Genomic DNA, 16,168 nt, shown 5'->3' on the forward strand with positions numbered 1-16,168 from the left:
CTTTATCAGGGTTAGAGAAGGGGAAATTGTCCTCTGACCTTCGGCAAAAGATACTCAATATGCTTATCCCTTCGAAACTGAGCCGCCCGTTGCGGTTGCAAAATACGGTGGTGCGCGAGCGTTTGTTGACGAGACTTTCCGCAGCACAAAATTACCGTCTGACGCTGGTGACCTGCCCGGCGGGTTACGGTAAAACCACGCTGATGGCGCACTGGGCGTCCGGCAAAAATTACCTTGGCTGGTACTCTCTTGATGAGAGCGATAACCAGCCCGAACGCTTTGTCAGTTACCTGATAGCCGCGATCCAACAGGCAACGGGCGGCCACTGCACCAAGAGCGAAGCCTTGAGCCAGAAGCATCAATACGCCAGCCTCCCGGCGCTGTTTGCTCAGCTGTTTGTCGAGCTCTCTGACTGGGATCAGCCCCTGATGCTGGTGATTGATGACTACCATTTAATTTCCAACGCGGCTATCCACGAAGGCATGCGCTTTTTCCTGCGCCATCAACCTGAAAATGTGTCGGTGCTGATCCTCTCCAGAACCCTGCCGCCGTTGGGTATTGCCAACCTGCGCGTTCGCGATCAGCTGCTTGAACTTAACTCGACCCAGCTCGCTTTTACCCACCCTGAAACGCAGCAGTTTTTCGACTGCCGGTTAAAAGAGCCCATTGAGCAGGCAGACAGTAATCGTCTGTGTGACGAGGTGGCCGGTTGGGCAACGGCACTGCAGCTGATCGCCCTTTCCGCGCGCCAGTCCACCACCCCGGCGCAGCAATCTACCCAACAATCAGCCCGTAAGCTGGCCGGTGTCAATGCCAGCCATTTGTCGCAATACCTGGTGGAAGAAGTCCTGGACAGAGTGGATGCGCCAACGCGCGATTTCCTGCTGCGCTGCTCCTTATTGCGTTCGATGAACGACGCGCTGATTGTCCGTCTGATGGGCGGTGACAATGGTCAGCAACGCCTGGAAGCGCTGGAAAGTCAGGGCTTATTTATCCACCGTATGGATGACACCGGCGAGTGGTTTAACTTCCATCCGTTGTTTGCCACATTCCTGCGCCAGCGCTGCCAGTGGGAGTTGTCTGCGGACATCCCGGCGATCCACCGTTCAGCCTCTGAAGGTTGGCTGGCGCTGGGCTTCCCGGCTGAGGCTATCCACCATGCGCTGGGGGCGAAAGACACCACCATGCTGCGCGATATTATGCTGCAACACGCCTGGGCGCTGTTCAATCAAAGCGAACTGGCCTTACTGGAAGAGTGCCTGAACGCGCTGCCGTATGACCAGATGATCCTCAATCCGAAGCTGGTGTTGTTACAGGCCTGGCTGGCGCAGAGTCAGCACCGTTATGCGGAAGTGGAGGCGATACTGTCCCGCGCGGAAGGTGAAATGCAGCTGCGTGATATCTCGATGGCGCAGGATTTGACGGCAGAATTCGATGCCCTGCGGGCACAGGTAGCGATTAACGATGGTCGCCAGGATGAAGCCGCTCAACTGGCTACAGAAGCGTTACGATTTTTACCGCATGACAGTTATTACAGCCGAATTGTTGCGACCTCAGTGACGGGAGAAATTCAGCATTGCAAAGGGGATTTAGCCCGCGCCCTGCCGCTGATGCAGCAGACCGAGCAGATTGCCAGACGTTATCAGGTTTACCATTACGCCCTCTGGGCGCTGCTGCAACAGAGTGAAATCCTGATAGCGCAGGGCTTTTTACAGGCCGCTTTTGAGATGCAGGACCGCGCGTTTGAGCTGGTGCGTGAGCAGCACCTTGAACAATTGCCCATGCATGAGTTTTTGCTGCGCCTGCGTTCGCAGGTGCTGTGGTCCTGGTCGCGACTGGACGATGCAGAAGCCGCGGCCCGCCAGGGTCTGACGGTGTTGACCAACTTCCAGCCGCAACAACAGCTGCAATGCCTGGCGATGCTGGCGAAATGCGCGCTGGCTCGCGGTCAGCTGGATAATGCGCACCACTATCTGCAACGCTGCGAAACCTTGCTGAAAAACGGCAACTATCACATCGACTGGCTGACCAATACCGATAAAATCCGGGTGATTTACTGGCAGATCACCGCCAATAAACCGGCCGCGAGGCAGTGGCTGCAACAGACCCGTAAACCCGGCGTAGCGGATAACCATTTCCAGCAAGGCCAGTGGCGAACGATTGCCCGGGTACAGATTTTGCTGGAACAGTTTAGCGAGGCCGAGGTAGTGCTCGATGAACTGAACAGCAATGCCCGCCAGCTGCGCCTGATCAGCGATCTGAACCGCAACCTGCTGTTAAGCAACGTATTGTACTGGAATACCGGCCGTAAAAGTGACGCGCAGCGCGTATTGATTGAAGCATTGGGGCTGGCGAATCGTACCGGCTTTATCAGCCACTTTGTGATTGAAGGCGAGATGATGGCGCAGCAGTTAAGGCAGTTGCTGCAACTGAACCTGCTGCCAGAACTTGAGCAGCGCCGTGCACAACAAATCCTGCGTGAACTGAATCAGCACCATCGCCACAAGTTCGCGCACTTCGATGAAAGTTTCGTCAATAAACTGCTGACGCATCCGCAGGTGCCGGAGTTAATTCGCACCAGCCCGCTAACCCAGCGCGAATGGCAGGTTCTGGGGCTGATTTATTCGGGGTACAGCAACGAGCAAATTGCCGGAGAGTTGGCGGTAGCGGCTACCACCATCAAGACCCATATCCGCAATCTCTACCAGAAAATGGGGATCGCGCACCGTCAGGATGCCGTGCAACAGGCCCAGCATCTGCTGTCCGTAATGGGTTATGGGGCTTGAGTGGTGGGTCAGATACCCAAGACCAACAAATCTAAAGCAGAGACGATCTCATCTCTCATCCCGGCAGCATTTTTAACAAAGTGCTGCTCATTCAGATTTTTTACGTCCGTGGTAGTGAGCATGGAAGTGAGGATAACGTAGTCATGCTCTTCAATACGCATGACAGGAGTGAGGGATTTAACCTGAGAGTTGCTGGCCTGTTTATGGGCTAAAGGCATGACAAGTCTGGTAGCCAGGTGGCTGAGTAAATCTGATTGGATATCAATAAAATAGGGATAGACTTGACGGTTTCGTCCCTGATTCCTGTAAATCGAAAATTGCTTCATCACAACACCCTGAAGTCATCGTCATCCGTGAACAAACCTTTTTCTTCTATAAAACCATTCAGAGCCTCAAGCCCGGCGCGATTTTCGGCCAACCACTGCTCTCGCTGACGCTCTTTAACCGCTTTTTCCAGCGCCAAATTCAGGGTCGCGGACAGATTAAGATCCAACTCTTTTGCCTGCTCGATCAGTTCAATACTCAAGTAAACATTAGTACTGCGTTTTTTAGCTGAATTAGAGGTTCTCATAACAACTCCTGCGCCAAAATTATGCGCATAAGTATGGCTCATAGATTGGTTAAAAACCAGCCTGTTTACTTTACTAACTCACCAGATGCGTCTTATCAATCCGGCGCAGTGCCATCGCCAGCAGCAGGCTGCCCAGCAATGTGAGGGTAAAGACCAGCGGGATATCAATAAACGGATGATTGGTGTGATCCAGATGATGGGTGCGCATAAAGTGGATAAACAGCGCATGAAAGCCGTAAATCGGCAGTGAATGACGGGAAATCAATGCCAGGAAGGGCAAAGGTCGCTGATTCAGGCAGTTTTTAAACAGCACCAGCAGGCTGACCGCCGCAATAAACACCACCGGCCCACAGTAGAGATACCAGGTATCCGCAAAGGCACCGTTAATCGCCATCTGCTTTTTTGTCCCCATTGCGATGCCCGCTACGCTTGCCACAAACACCATTCCTGCCAGCCAGCTGATGCCGCGTTTATTGGTGTCCATCATGCCAATCGCGCGGCCAAACAGCGCGTACAGCACGTAATAGAAACTGTCTCCACTCAGATAAAGATTCAGCGGAAGCCAGTGAAAAGGCCCTACCGATTGATCGACCGTGTTTGGGTTTGCCAGCACCGCCAGCACCAGCGTCACTACGGCCAGGTAACCGGCACGAACGGCTTTTACCTGGATCAGCGGTGACAGCAGATAGATCGGGATGATCGCGAAGAAGAACCACAGATGGTAGAACACCGGCTTTTGCAGCAGATGTTTAATGGAAATCCCTTCATTGATTGGCGTCAGCCAGGTGATATACGCCAGCGCAACCAGACTGTAAAAGGCCAGGCACAGCACGATCCGCAGGAAGTGCCGCCCTTGCGCACTGCGTTCACCGAAGAACAGATAGCCCGAAATCATAAAGAAAAGCGGCACGCAAACGCGCGAGGCTGAATTCAGCAAATTGGAGACATCCCAGGTGTGCTCTCCTATCGCCGTGCTGTTGGTCACGTACCAGGTGGTGGTATGGATCATGATCACCATCAGGCAAGCCACCGCCCGCAAATTATCTATCCAGCCGATCTTTTCCTTCATTCTGTCCTCATTTACCTGGCATCAATGCGTACCAGAGGGTAGCTGGACGGCGATTGTTCAACAACCTTTGGTGCAAGAAATCGGAGGAGGCTGACTGTTTCGACGGGGATCACTCAATGGGGAACAAATTCGCTGCACTTTAATACCCAAAAGTGCCCATTATCCTGGTATCACCTAAAGTAAAAAAGGCCGCTGTCAGGCGGCCTTTAGCTATCAATATTCACTGGCAGTTCGGGGATTTAATCCCGAACTAAAAACTTCTCGATAATCTCTTCGCGCGGTTCCACACCCAGCCCAGGCTCTGACGGCAGCCAGGCGTAACCGTCTTCAATGCGTACCGGGTTCTTCGCCAGCGAACGGCTGATTTCACCTGGCTCAACGCAATATTCCATCACCAGCGCATTCTCGATGGCACAGAGGAAGTGCAGCGAGGCGGCAGTGTTGATGTCGGTGGTGAAGTTATGGTTGCACACTTTGCGGCCACGGCTGTGAGCATAGTTAGCAATTTCAATCGCCTGAGTGAAGCCGGTGCGGGTCAGATCGATCTGCACAATATCAATGCCCCCTTCGTCAATCAGCCGCTGGAAGCCGCTTACTGAACACTCCTGCTCACCTGCGGCAATATGCTGAGTACAGGCGGCGGAAACCTGGCCGTAACCGGCAAAATTATCCGGGTGCAGCGGCTCTTCAATCCAGAACAGGTTGAACGGATCAAAACGTTCTGCACGGCGGATAGTGGTTTTCGCATCCCAGGCGTGGCCAACGTCGAGCATCAGGTCGACATCGTCGCCTATTGCTGTACGAAGTGCATCGAGATAGCGCATATCCAGCGCTTCATTTTCCCCAAAGGGTTCCCAGCCAAATTTCACACCGGTATGGCCGGTATCAACCGCATGACGGGCGCGGGCCACGGTGTCTTCAATGCTGTACTGGAACATGTTGGAGGAATAGACGCGCATTTTGTCGCGCATCGCGCCGCCCAGCAGATCGACAATCGGTTTATCCAGCGCTTTGCCTTTGATGTCCCACAGCGCGATATCAATGCCAGCCATCGCCTGGATTACCGCACCGTTGCGTCCGTAATAGAGGGTCGCCTTGTGCATTTTGGTCCACAGACGTTTGGTATCCAGCGGGTTCTCGCCAATCAGCAGCGATTTCAGGCCGGTGACCATGGTGTGGGAATACGGCGCATCAATGATCGCTTTGGTCACGTAAGGGCTGCCATCTACTTCACCCCAGCCCACATAACCGGCATCCGTGGAGATTTTGATCAGCAGCGCATCCTGAGAACTGTCGGTGCGTTTTTCAATGTTCGGCAGCCTTAAATAAAAGGCTTCTACGTCGGTAATTTTCATCAAGTCTGTTCCTGGTGGCAAAAGAGTGAAGCTAAGGCGGCGTTACTCTGCCTGAGAAAGCAATTTGCGGCGTTCCGCTATAATTTTTTCGTAATCCACATCCAAAGCCTGCACGCGGATATGTTGTTCAATCTCTTCCGCCATTTTGCGGATGTCCCCTTCGGCAAACACATCTACCAGCCGCTGATGTTCTTCGATAATCGCCGACATCGATTTGCCCATGGTGGAGAGGCCAAAAATGACCGTTAGCTGCCGCGCGATGGATTCCCACAGGTTGCTCAACACCGGATTCATGGCAAAGCTGCACAGCGTGCGATGGAAGGCGGTATCGGCGGTAGCAAAGCCGTAGACGTCCTCGCGCTGCTGCATCAGCACCAGCTCTTCCACACTCTGATTCAGAATGCGGATCTCACGTGGGCCGTTGCGCCCTGCTTCAATGGCGCGGCGGCAGGCCAGGGTTTCCAGCGGAATGCGCACATCAATAATCTGCTCCAGACGCTGGTGCGAAATCTCCATCAGGCGGATGCCTTTATAAGGTTCGCTGGAGACAATGCCCTGACTTTCAAGAATGCGCAGCGCTTCGCGGATCGGCACGCGGCTCATGCCCAGTCTGGTCACCAGATCCGGTTCAGAAACCCGATCGCCTGGCAGCAATAATCCCCGGGAAGCTGCCGAGAGAATGGCATCCACCGCGTGATCCACCAGGGTGCGAGGCCTGGCAGGCGCCCAACTGTCGTCGATGTTCTCTTCGTCCAACAAAGGCGCGTTCACCTGTTTTCCCGTTTTACGCGCGGGGGTCGCGGATTTTGCGGCCATAGCACTGTCCTGAGTTAATGGGTACGGGTCTGGAACTGGCCGAAGCCGGGTTCCACCTGCATTTCGCCGTCGCTGAACACCGTCACGCCACGGATCAGCGTGCGGACAACCTTGCCCTGGCAGGCCATACCTTCAAAAGCACTCCACTTGCCCAGCCCCTGGAAGTTCGCCCCTGCTACCGTCCAGCTGGCTGCCGGATCGTAAAAGGCCAGGTCAGCGTCAAAGCCCAGCGCAATAGCGCCTTTCTGCGGATAAAGGTGGAAGGCTTTTGCTGGACCGGTAGCCGTCATCCGGGCGATATCCTGTAACGAGACGCCACGTTTGATGTGGCCTTCGCTGAAGAACATCGGCCCCAGCGTTTCCACACCGGTCAGCCCCATGCCAGCCTCCCAGATGGTTTCCAGCCCGGCCTGTTTCTGTTCCGGGGTGTACGGACAGTGATCGGAAGCCAGCACGTCAATTTCACCGCTTTGCAGCACTTCCCACAGCGCATCAACTACCGGGCGCGGGCGGATTGGCGGGCCGCATCGGGCATTGGGACCAATGCGCACCAAATCTTCTTCATCAAGCAGTAAGTAGTGCGGACAGGTCTCAAAGGTCGCGCGAACTTCCGGGCGAGAACGGGCAATCAGCAGCGCGGCTTTTGCCGAGCTGACGTGCACGATATGCGCTCTGGCACCGGTAGCTTTGGCAATCTGCAACACGCGACCCACGGCTTCAATCTCAGCGATTTCCGGGCCTGCCAGCGCGTGGGCGCGGGTATCTTTGCGTCCGGCCTGACGTAATTCTTGACCTGCACCGATCAGAATGTCGTGGTTCTCGGCATGAACGCCAATCAGGCCATCAAAGGTCTTCAGTTCACGCATGGCGCGGAGCAAACCATCATCGTTCAGACGCGGTAGCCCTTTCTCATCGGTTGCCTCGCCGTTGATTGCCCCGCTGCACAAGAAGGCTTTAAAGGCGATGGCGCCCAGCGCATCCATTTCGGCCAGCTGGTCAACGTTATTCCCGTCCAGCCCGGCCCACATGGCGAAATCAACGGAACAGCTGCGGGCCAGCATCTCGCGCTTGGCGATAAAGTTTTTGGTGGTGGTGGCTGGCGGCAACGAGTGCGGCATTTCCACAATCGTGGTGACCCCGTGCGCTGCGGCTCCGCGCGTCCCTTCCAGCAGTTCCTGCTCAGGGAAGTCGTGGGAACCGGTGAAGTGGGTGTGAACATCAATCGCCCCTGGCAGGATCACCAGTCCGGCGGCATCAATAATCTCGTCGGCCTGCGGCAGCGCCGTTCCGCGCGCCAGAATACCGGCGATTTTGCCCCGATCAATCAGCAGGTCGGCCTGCACTTCACCGCTTTCCAGCACCACAAGGCCATTTATAATCAACGTCTTCATGCCGTTTCTCCTGTTACGGTTTCACACTGGTGGCGAGGGAAACGTCCACCAGCGCGGCAAAAGGAACCGGAATTTCCGGGCTCAGCCAGCCTGCTTCAGTCAGCAGAACGGCAAAGCGATCAAAATCTTTCTGCGCCATCAGCGGAGAGGCAGCAAAAACATTCGCCTGCAGATAGGCTTCAAGCCCGATAACCAGCGCCGCTTTTGGGTAATCCTGATACCAGGGTTCAACCCGGTCTGCCAGCGCCTGAGCGCTGTGGTTGTGTAACCACTGTTGCGCTTCCTGCATCGCGGCAGTAAAGGCGAGGAAAGCCTGCTGTTTTTCCGCCAGAACGTCGCGGCGGGCAATGTAAGCACTCCATGGAATAGCACCGCATAGTGGCGCAAGGCTGGCGATGCTGTGCAGCTCGCCACGCGCAATATAAGGCGCCAGCGCGTGCATCGAATGCAGGGCGTAATCGGCTTCACCGCGGCTGACGGCGGCCATATCGGCGGCTTCGTCGCCACTGCCAGCAATCAGCTCAACCTCATTCTTAAGAGGGGGCTGGCGCAGCAGCCAGTTAAAGCTCAAGGTCGCTGTGCCCACGTTGCCTACATCAATAACGCGCTTGCCACGCAGGCTTTCCAGAGTGAAGTTCCCGTCGGCCTGACCTGCAGCGAGGAACCATGGATTAGCCGAGACGGCTGCTGCGAAGCAAAGCAGCTCCGGGCCGTTCTCCTGATGATTTTTCATCATCACCATCGGGCCGCCAATCGTCAGATCGGCTTCGCCAGCCATCACCGCAGGAACCTGGCCGCCCTGAACGGTATGGCCGCCGGACTCTGCGGTGGTGAACTTCACACTGAGCCCGTGCCTTGCAAACAGACCAAGGCTTTCGGCCAGATACTGCGCACAGTAATAAATGCGGGATTCGCTGCGGTCGCCTTGATTAAGTTTTAACATCATCGTCATCCGTTTTGCCCTCCGGCTGAGGTGAGAAATGACGGGTTCAGCTCGCTGATTTCGCTGACGCCGCACCAGTGGCTGAGGGCAGTTATTTCATTAACCCAGCCGGACAGCAGCCCAAAGACCGCCTCTTCTCCACCGGAAACCAGCGCGCTGATCACCGGACGAACCACCAGCGACAACGAAGCGCCCAGACAAGCGGCGACAACGGCATCGGTGCCGCTGCGCACGCCGCCATCCAGTACCAGCTCGCCCTGATAATGCTGACGTAACTCGGCAAGCTGTTGCACCGGAGAAGCCCAGCGCGAACTCTGGCGTAAGCCGATATTGGACGCGATGATCCCCTGACAGCCGACATTCTGTGCCGCAATGGCATCTTCAGGATGCAGGATGCCTTTTACCAGCAACGGCAGTCGATGCTTCGCGGCCATCTCGCAGGCCTGGCGCAATTCGTCCCAGCCCCAGCAGGGGAAAGCCGGTAATGCCTGCACGCCTGGGCCGGTAGACCCGATGGTCTTCAGACCGCGCTGAAGCAGCGCCTCACCAATGGAAAATCCACCTGGCTGTAAGCCCGGAACCGGATGAACCGGTGCCAGTACCGTTAAAATAATGCCCTTTGCGCCGCATTCAGCAGCATGAGCCATCAGCCCTTCAATGCGTGACAACTCGCCCGCTGCGCGCAGTTGCAGCCAGCACCCGTCATACACGGCACAAATCTCGTTCAGCGGTGTCACCGTCTCTTCAGAGATCGCCAGCGGCAACTGCAAGCGTTTGCAGGCACGAGCAATCGGCAGCAAACCTTCTGGATGGAAAATCGCGTCACCGGCAAAAGCCCCGACGCCCAGCGGAGCAGCCCAGCGAGATCCAGCAAACTGAACGCGGGTATCTATGCCTTTATTGGCCCGCATCACTCTGGGTAACAGGCGATAACGTTGCAAATCCTGGCTGTTGACGTCCTGCGCTGCCAGCAGGGCATCCGCAGGCTGGCCCATCATGTAGCGGTAAAGCGGCTCGCCTAAACGCTGGCGGGTTTCTCGCTGGAAGGGCAATCCGTTGGCTGACTCAGGCATGGTGAGTCTCCTGATGTTCCTGCTCATGTTTAAGGAAGGTGGCAAAGGCTTCGGTTTCTGGCTGTTTGAGGATGGACGGAGGCCCCTGCTCAATTAGCTGTCCGCCCTGCAAGAACACCACGCGGTCCGCCACGCTTGCGGCGAAGGCCACGTCATGGGTACTGATAATCATGGTGATTCCAGTTTGCGCCAGATTACGGATGGTCTGGTTAACTTCACGCACCAGTTCCGGATCCAGCGCCGAGGTTGGCTCATCAAACAGCAGGATACGAGGCTCAGCGGCTAATGCCCTGGCGATGCCCACACGCTGCTGCTGTCCACCGGAAAGTTCGTGTGGCAGGTTGGCAACAAAATCGCCCAACCCTACAGCCCGCAAGGCACGTAACCCTTTGGCGCGGGCCAGCTCTTCCTGCATGCCCTGCACGCGCAGCGGAATGCTCATGGCATTATCCAACGCGGTCAGATGGTCAAACAGGGCAAAGTGCTGGAAGACAATGCCGATACCGGAACGGGCACGGTTCTGCGGCAACAGACGGTCTGGCAATGCACGGCCGCTTTCGTCATAACCCATGATATGGCCTTCGGTCGAAATTTTGCCACTGGAGCGCGGCGTCAGCGCCAGAATCGATTTCAGCAGCGTACTTTTACCGGAACCTGAACGGCCCAGCAGTACCACCACTTCGCCACGGCGAATATGCAGCGACAGATCTTTCAATACGGGTTTGCTGCCGTACTCTACACAAAGGTTATCGATTTCCAGTACCGTTGCGGCTTTGTGGGTGTCCCAACGCTGTTTTGGCAGCGAGACCCTATCAGCCTCCACCGGCATTGGCAGCTTTTCCAGGCGCAGGCGGGCTCGACGGGCGCGGTCTTCAAGGTTGTAGTGACGCTCAAGCCACCACTGACCGCCAGCCAGCAGCGAGGAGAGGATCATATAGATGCCGCCCGAAGCCACCAGCACAGGAATAAACAGGAAGTTCTGTGAAACGATAGTCTGCCCACGCATGGTCAGTTCGTTCACGCCGACCACGGAAGCCAAAGAGGTCGATTTCAACAGGCCTACCGCTTCATTACCCATGGTTGGCAGGATGGCACGCAGCGCCTGAGGGATAACCACATGGATCATCTCTTTCGTACGTGAGTAGCCAAAAGCCTGAGCCGCAGTACGCTGATTGCGATCGGTAGCGAGAATGCCGCCACGGATAATCTCGGCACAGAAGGCCGTTTCGTTGATCATCAACGCCAGCAAAGCGCTGAGGAAAGGACTGAAGCGCAGGCCAAACTGCGGCAACACGTTGTACAGCAAAATCAGCTGCAGCAGGACCGGCGTGCCACGCAGAATGTAGATATAAACCTGCACAGGAAAACGGATAATCCAGTGGCGGGAGGTGCTGGCCAGCGCCAGAAAGAAACCAATAATCACCCCACCAGCCAGCGCACCAACCAGCAATTCCAGCGCGATAACGGCACCCTGCCACAGATAAGGCAGGGTTAAATACTTCAGAAAATCATCCAAGCTCTCTCTCCAGCTGTCGGACGCTTACCTCACCCGGACCTGAGGCACGGTCTGCATCAGGTCCGGTCTGCCACTTAACCCTGCAACGCTTAACCTTTATCTACGGCGATACGCTGTGCGCTGGCGCCCTGACCCCAGTAATCCAGCAGTTTTTTCTGCGCGCCGGAGTCCTGAATCACTTTCATCGCATCCAACACCGCATTACGCATCACGGTGTTATCTTTCGCGATTGGGAAGCCCACCATGATCGGCAGGTCAACGGTGAAGGCCGTGTCGAAGCTTGGGTCAGCTTTCGCGATTTCACGGGCTGAGCCAGCTTCAGTCAGGTAGATATCAGCACGGCCACTTTTGATCGCCTGAATGCTGTTATCGGTGTTCTGTACCATCAACATACTCACTTCCGGCTTACCGGCAGCTTTACACTTCGCGGTCTGCTCTGGCACCAGTTTGGTGGCTTCGTAAGTTCCGGCGGCGGCTGCTACGGTTTTGCCACACAGATCATCAGCAGACAGGATTTTCTTCGGGTTGCCTTTAGCGACGATCGACCCGTCCTGTACCTGCACAGAAGCCACGAAAGCAATCTGCTTCAGACGTTCAGGCGTGACGTAAAGCATCGGGCCGATATCAGCGCGGCCGCTTGAGATGGAGGTCAGCAGAACGTTGAACGAGCCGTTCTGATAGGTATGTTTAAAGCCAAGGCAGCCGCCGAGACGATCGAACAGCGACGGGTCCAGACCTTCAATCACCGTTGGATCGGCGGCTGAAGGGGCTTCAAAGCCTTTGGTGTACCCACCCAACCCCACGACAACGTCCTTGCCAACCAGCGAAGGATATTTGGTCTGCAGCGTTTTACACTGCGCCATCGCACCGAACTCTTCGGCGGAAGGTTTAACCGGATCCGCTGCCTGCACGGAGAGAGAGACCAGTGCGCCGGTCAGACCGGATACGAACAAAGCGATGCGTGCTAATTTCATTAAAAGATTCCCCTGGTGCTGGTATGTGTGGAAGCGATGACCTGCAAGTAATGAATCACGGTCGACTGCGTTGGTTGGTGTTGGCGTAAGATCAATAACCTTTCTCTTTACTCACCCGGTTTATAAGCGGCTCTTTGGCCAGATACCGTTCGAGGTTCTGCTCAAACAACGTCAGGCAACCGTCGAGATAGGCGCCGTGGTCGTCCAGACTGCAATGCGGCGTGATGATCAGCCGCGGGCACTGCCAGAGCGCGTCGCCTTGCGGCAGCGGCTCTTCGTAAAACACATCCAGTACAGCGCCAGCCAGTTGCCCGGCTGTCAGCCTCTCGCTGAGGGCGTCGTAGTCAAAAACTTTGGCCCGGCCGACGATGATCACACCTGCACGAGCCGGTAACATCGCCAGCCGTTCACGGCTGAACATCCCGTCCGTTTCCGGCGTTAACGGCAACGTGGAGACCAGCACATCGGTATCAGCCAGTTCGGCATCGATGTCTGCCAGGCTAATACAGCGCACCACATCAGCCGTGGTGTGTCCGCTACGGGTAACACCCGTTACCTGATAACCCTGACGAGTCAGTAAAGCCGCTGCCGCTGCTCCAATGCCGCCTAAGCCAAGCAGCAGCACTTTTTTGCCGCTGGCACAGCCGCCAAAGGTCGGACGCCATTGCTGGCTGGCCTGATCCTGTAAAAAGCCCGGGATGCCATAGTTGAACATCAGCGCCGACATCAGAATGAATTCCGCGCCTTTGTCGCCATGCACCCCGGAAGCATTTGTGAGCTGAACCGCTTCTGGCCACTTTTCCAGCCAGCTTTCAACGCCAGCCGACATCACCTGCACCCAGCCCAGTTTTGCTGCCGCAGCACTGTGCTGATAAAGCGGAAATTTGCGGCCTGCCCAGACGATATCGGCAGCCGGTAAAAAGTCAGCGATGCGCTGAGGATCGCTGTTTTCGCTCAGCGTGAAGTGCCCACGCAAAGCCGGATTCGCTTCCAGACGCTGCTTCAGCACGGCTTCCGTGAGTTGCAGCGCTTCAGGGCCTGCCGGGTCGTTCTCAATATGAATGTGCATCCTCTTCTCCCGCGCCTCAGCGCATTGCCGTCACTTCCATCTCAACCAGTAAGTCCGGGTGGTTGAGCTGAATGCCGACCGTGGCGCGCGCCGGGAACGGAAAGGAGAAATACTCGGCGTAGACATCGTTCAGCTGCGAGAAGAGCGACAGGTCAGTCAGGAAGACCGTGACGCGGACTACGTTGTCGAAGGTCATCTCCGCCTGGCTCAGCAGGTCTCCAACGTTTTTCAGCACCTGATGGGTCTGTTCCTGAAGGGTTTTGCCGACGACAGTCGCGGTGTAGGGGTCAATTGCCACCTGGCCTGAGATAAACAGCATCGGTTCATGCAGCACCGCAGCCGACAGCGGCGCAGGCCCCATTGGACGGTCTTCTGCGTTCATACCTGGATAGCTAATGGCCTTTTTCATTGGAGCGTCTCATCGTGCGGGTGATGCACTCAAATTCGTATACGATTAGACGAAAGTCAACGCGCGAATTTTCACCAATCGGTCAGATTTGTCGCGCTGGTATGGTGATGTCGATCGGAAATTACACAGGCTATTTAACTTAAAGAGTCTATAAATCATTTGGTTAGAATTTTAAAAAATGAACCGACACGTGAGGGGAATACGCATTGAACAGAACGTATACGATTTTCTGATGATAGGCTTTGACGGCGCATTTCAGAGCCAGCGAGCGAAAATCTGCCTTGATGTTGATCAACTGTCTGCCAGCTGGACGTCACAGCGGGCTGACACTCCGACGGTCAAAGGGTATACTGACGCCCACTTTTTATAACCTCTCGTATCGCGTGCGGATCCAACATGCAAAAGTTTGATACTAAAACCTTTCAGGGACTGATCCTGACCTTACAGGATTACTGGGCTCGCCAGGGCTGCACCATTGTTCAACCTTTGGACATGGAAGTCGGCGCCGGCACCTCTCACCCAATGACCTGCCTGCGTGCGTTAGGCCCGGAGCCGATTGCGGCCGCCTACGTTCAACCGTCACGCCGTCCAACCGACGGACGCTACGGTGAGAACCCGAACCGCTTGCAGCACTACTACCAGTTCCAGGTGATCATCAAACCCTCACCGGACAACATTCAGGAGCTGTACCTGGGCTCGCTGAAAGAGTTGGGCATGGACCCGACCATTCACGATATTCGCTTCGTGGAAGATAACTGGGAAAACCCCACGCTGGGCGCATGGGGCCTGGGCTGGGAAGTGTGGTTGAACGGCATGGAAGTGACGCAGTTCACCTACTTCCAGCAGGTTGGCGGCATGGAGTGCAAACCGGTTACCGGTGAGATCACTTACGGTCTGGAACGTCTGGCGATGTACATCCAGGGCGTGGACAGCGTGTACGATTTGGTCTGGAGCGACGGTCCGTTGGGCACCACGACTTACGGCGACGTGTTCCACCAGAACGAAGTGGAGCAGTCCACTTATAACTTCGAACACGCCGATGTCGACTTCCTCTTCACCTGCTTCGAGCAGTACGAGAAAGAGGCGCAAAGCCTGCTGGCGCTGGAGAAACCTCTGCCGCTGCCAGCTTACGAACGCATCCTGAAAGCGGGTCACACCTTTAACCTGCTTGATGCGCGTAAAGCGATTTCCGTGACCGAGCGTCAGCGCTACATTCTGCGCATTCGCACCCTGACTAAAGCCGTGGCTGAAGCCTACTATGCGTCTCGCGAGGCGCTTGGCTTCCCGATGTGCAATAACAAGAAGAAATAAGAGGCCGCCATGACTGAGAAAACTTTTCTGGTGGAGATCGGCACCGAAGAGCTGCCACCAAAGGCACTGCGTAATCTTGCTGAATCCTTTGCCGCTAACTTCACTGCTGAGCTGGATGCCGCAGGCCTGACTCACGGCGCGGTGACCTGGTATGCCGCTCCTCGCCGTCTGGCACTGAAAGTCGCTAACCTGAGCGCTGCACAGCCCGATCGTGAAGTAGAAAAACGTGGCCCGGCGATTGCCGCTGCGTTTGACGCTAACGGCGTGGCGACCAAAGCCGCTGAAGGCTGGGCTCGGGGTTGCGGCATCACCGTTGACCAGGCCGAGCGCCTGAGCACCGATAAAGGTGAATGGCTGCTTTATCGCGCCCAGGTGACTGGCGAAAGCGCCCAGTCGCTGCTGCCAGCAATGGTCAGCACCTCTCTGGCTAAGCTGCCCATTCCTAAACTGATGCGCTGGGGCGACTCAGACGTGCAGTTCGTGCGTCCGGTTCATACCGTTACGCTGCTTCTGGGTGACGAAAGTCTGCCAGCGACCATTCTTGGCGTGGCTTCTGGCCGCACTATTCGTGGTCACCGTTTTATGGGTGAACCTGAGTTCACCATTGATCATGCTGACCAGTATCCGCAGATCCTGCTGGAACGCGGCAAGGTGCAGGCTGACTATGAAGTGCGTAAAGCCCAGATTAAAGCCGATGCCGAAGCAGCAGCCCGCGAAATCGGCGGCGTTGCCGACCTGAGCGACAGCCTGCTGGAAGAAGTCACCTCCCTGGTTGAATGGCCGGTTGTGCTGACGGCGAAGTTCGAAGAGAAGTTCCTCGCGGTGCCAGCCGAAGCGCTGGTCTACACCATGAAGGGCGACCAGAAGTACTTCCCGGTCTACGAC

15 protein-coding genes are annotated in these 16,168 nt (G+C 56.0%); 3 read left to right on the top strand and 12 right to left on the bottom strand.

Going from position 1 to position 16,168, the window contains the following annotated elements; genetic code table 11:
- Nucleotides 1-59 precede the first annotated feature (59 nt).
- Nucleotides 60-2,786 (top strand): HTH-type transcriptional regulator MalT, encoded by a 2,727-nt coding sequence (malT, locus tag WCC56_RS01425; RefSeq protein WP_424690658.1) that lies wholly within the window; start codon nucleotides 60-62, stop codon nucleotides 2,784-2,786.
- 8 nt (nucleotides 2,787-2,794) lie between these two features.
- Here malT and WCC56_RS01430 read toward each other — a convergent pair whose 3' ends face one another.
- The 12 genes from WCC56_RS01430 to WCC56_RS01485 form a co-directional block, all read right to left on the bottom strand.
- Nucleotides 2,795-3,112: a CcdB family protein gene (locus tag WCC56_RS01430; RefSeq protein WP_424690659.1), complete on the bottom strand. Its 318-nt coding sequence runs from the start codon at nucleotides 3,110-3,112 to the stop codon at nucleotides 2,795-2,797.
- Nucleotides 3,112-3,399 carry a type II toxin-antitoxin system CcdA family antitoxin gene (locus tag WCC56_RS01435; RefSeq protein WP_424690660.1) on the bottom strand — a complete coding sequence of 96 codons (288 nt, stop codon included), beginning with the start codon at nucleotides 3,397-3,399 and terminating at the stop codon, nucleotides 3,112-3,114. Before WCC56_RS01435 ends, WCC56_RS01430 begins: the two co-directional genes overlap by 1 nt.
- 31 nt (nucleotides 3,400-3,430) lie before the next feature.
- On the bottom strand, nucleotides 3,431-4,426 hold the full coding sequence (locus tag WCC56_RS01440; protein WP_424690661.1) for an acyltransferase: 996 nt from the start codon (nucleotides 4,424-4,426) through the stop codon (nucleotides 3,431-3,433).
- 239 nt (nucleotides 4,427-4,665) lie between these two features.
- Nucleotides 4,666-5,781 (bottom strand): mandelate racemase/muconate lactonizing enzyme family protein, encoded by a 1,116-nt coding sequence (locus tag WCC56_RS01445; RefSeq protein WP_424690662.1) that lies wholly within the window; start codon nucleotides 5,779-5,781, stop codon nucleotides 4,666-4,668.
- A 42-nt stretch (nucleotides 5,782-5,823) separates the two neighbouring features.
- Nucleotides 5,824-6,597 (bottom strand): GntR family transcriptional regulator, encoded by a 774-nt coding sequence (locus WCC56_RS01450; RefSeq protein WP_424690663.1) that lies wholly within the window; start codon nucleotides 6,595-6,597, stop codon nucleotides 5,824-5,826.
- A 14-nt stretch (nucleotides 6,598-6,611) separates the two neighbouring features.
- Nucleotides 6,612-7,988 carry a dihydroorotase gene (locus WCC56_RS01455; protein WP_424690664.1) on the bottom strand — a complete coding sequence of 459 codons (1,377 nt, stop codon included), beginning with the start codon at nucleotides 7,986-7,988 and terminating at the stop codon, nucleotides 6,612-6,614.
- Between the two features lie 13 nt (nucleotides 7,989-8,001).
- Nucleotides 8,002-8,940 carry an ABC transporter substrate-binding protein gene (locus tag WCC56_RS01460; protein ID WP_424690665.1) on the bottom strand — a complete coding sequence of 313 codons (939 nt, stop codon included), beginning with the start codon at nucleotides 8,938-8,940 and terminating at the stop codon, nucleotides 8,002-8,004.
- Nucleotides 8,937-10,004 (bottom strand): alpha-hydroxy acid oxidase, encoded by a 1,068-nt coding sequence (locus tag WCC56_RS01465; RefSeq protein WP_424690666.1) that lies wholly within the window; start codon nucleotides 10,002-10,004, stop codon nucleotides 8,937-8,939. Before WCC56_RS01465 ends, WCC56_RS01460 begins: the two co-directional genes overlap by 4 nt.
- The gene (locus tag WCC56_RS01470) at nucleotides 9,997-11,520 is read right to left on the bottom strand and encodes an amino acid ABC transporter permease/ATP-binding protein (RefSeq protein ID WP_424690667.1); all 1,524 of its coding nucleotides are present in this window, start codon (nucleotides 11,518-11,520) and stop codon (nucleotides 9,997-9,999) included. The genes WCC56_RS01465 and WCC56_RS01470 overlap by 8 nt, the downstream gene beginning before the upstream one ends.
- 89 nt (nucleotides 11,521-11,609) lie before the next feature.
- The gene (locus tag WCC56_RS01475) at nucleotides 11,610-12,494 is read right to left on the bottom strand and encodes a transporter substrate-binding domain-containing protein (RefSeq protein ID WP_424690668.1); all 885 of its coding nucleotides are present in this window, start codon (nucleotides 12,492-12,494) and stop codon (nucleotides 11,610-11,612) included.
- Nucleotides 12,495-12,585: 91 nt separating this feature from the next.
- Nucleotides 12,586-13,563, bottom strand: coding sequence for a D-2-hydroxyacid dehydrogenase (locus WCC56_RS01480; RefSeq protein WP_424690669.1), 978 nt, complete (start codon nucleotides 13,561-13,563; stop codon nucleotides 12,586-12,588).
- Nucleotides 13,564-13,579: 16 nt separating this feature from the next.
- Nucleotides 13,580-13,972, bottom strand: a complete 393-nt coding sequence (locus WCC56_RS01485; protein WP_424690670.1) for a Rid family detoxifying hydrolase — start codon at nucleotides 13,970-13,972, stop codon at nucleotides 13,580-13,582.
- Between the two features lie 396 nt (nucleotides 13,973-14,368).
- Between WCC56_RS01485 and glyQ the strand changes: the two genes are divergently transcribed.
- Both glyQ and glyS read left to right on the top strand, forming a co-directional pair.
- The gene (glyQ, locus tag WCC56_RS01490; RefSeq protein ID WP_424690671.1) at nucleotides 14,369-15,283 is read left to right on the top strand and encodes a glycine--tRNA ligase subunit alpha; all 915 of its coding nucleotides are present in this window, start codon (nucleotides 14,369-14,371) and stop codon (nucleotides 15,281-15,283) included.
- Between the two features lie 9 nt (nucleotides 15,284-15,292).
- A partial coding sequence (glyS, locus tag WCC56_RS01495) for a glycine--tRNA ligase subunit beta (protein ID WP_424690672.1) occupies nucleotides 15,293-16,168 on the top strand: 876 nt, incomplete at its 3' end.

It is taken from the genome of Erwinia sp. (genome assembly GCF_049696395.1).
GTDB lineage: Bacteria > Pseudomonadota > Gammaproteobacteria > Enterobacterales > Enterobacteriaceae > Erwinia.

Coding starts and splice junctions, on each gene's coding strand:
- WCC56_RS01465 (WP_424690666.1), bottom strand. CDS start 10,004: ATGCCTGAGTCAGCCAACGGATTGCCCTTCCAGCGAGAAACCCGCCAG.
- WCC56_RS01445 (WP_424690662.1), bottom strand. CDS start 5,781: ATGAAAATTACCGACGTAGAAGCCTTTTATTTAAGGCTGCCGAACATT.
- glyQ (WP_424690671.1), top strand. CDS start 14,369: ATGCAAAAGTTTGATACTAAAACCTTTCAGGGACTGATCCTGACCTTA.
- WCC56_RS01435 (WP_424690660.1), bottom strand. CDS start 3,399: ATGAGCCATACTTATGCGCATAATTTTGGCGCAGGAGTTGTTATGAGA.
- WCC56_RS01455 (WP_424690664.1), bottom strand. CDS start 7,988: ATGAAGACGTTGATTATAAATGGCCTTGTGGTGCTGGAAAGCGGTGAA.
- malT (WP_424690658.1), top strand. CDS start 60: ATGCTTATCCCTTCGAAACTGAGCCGCCCGTTGCGGTTGCAAAATACG.
- WCC56_RS01480 (WP_424690669.1), bottom strand. CDS start 13,563: ATGCACATTCATATTGAGAACGACCCGGCAGGCCCTGAAGCGCTGCAA.
- WCC56_RS01460 (WP_424690665.1), bottom strand. CDS start 8,940: ATGACGATGATGTTAAAACTTAATCAAGGCGACCGCAGCGAATCCCGC.
- WCC56_RS01450 (WP_424690663.1), bottom strand. CDS start 6,597: ATGGCCGCAAAATCCGCGACCCCCGCGCGTAAAACGGGAAAACAGGTG.
- WCC56_RS01475 (WP_424690668.1), bottom strand. CDS start 12,494: ATGAAATTAGCACGCATCGCTTTGTTCGTATCCGGTCTGACCGGCGCA.
- WCC56_RS01440 (WP_424690661.1), bottom strand. CDS start 4,426: ATGAAGGAAAAGATCGGCTGGATAGATAATTTGCGGGCGGTGGCTTGC.
- WCC56_RS01485 (WP_424690670.1), bottom strand. CDS start 13,972: ATGAAAAAGGCCATTAGCTATCCAGGTATGAACGCAGAAGACCGTCCA.
- WCC56_RS01430 (WP_424690659.1), bottom strand. CDS start 3,112: ATGAAGCAATTTTCGATTTACAGGAATCAGGGACGAAACCGTCAAGTC.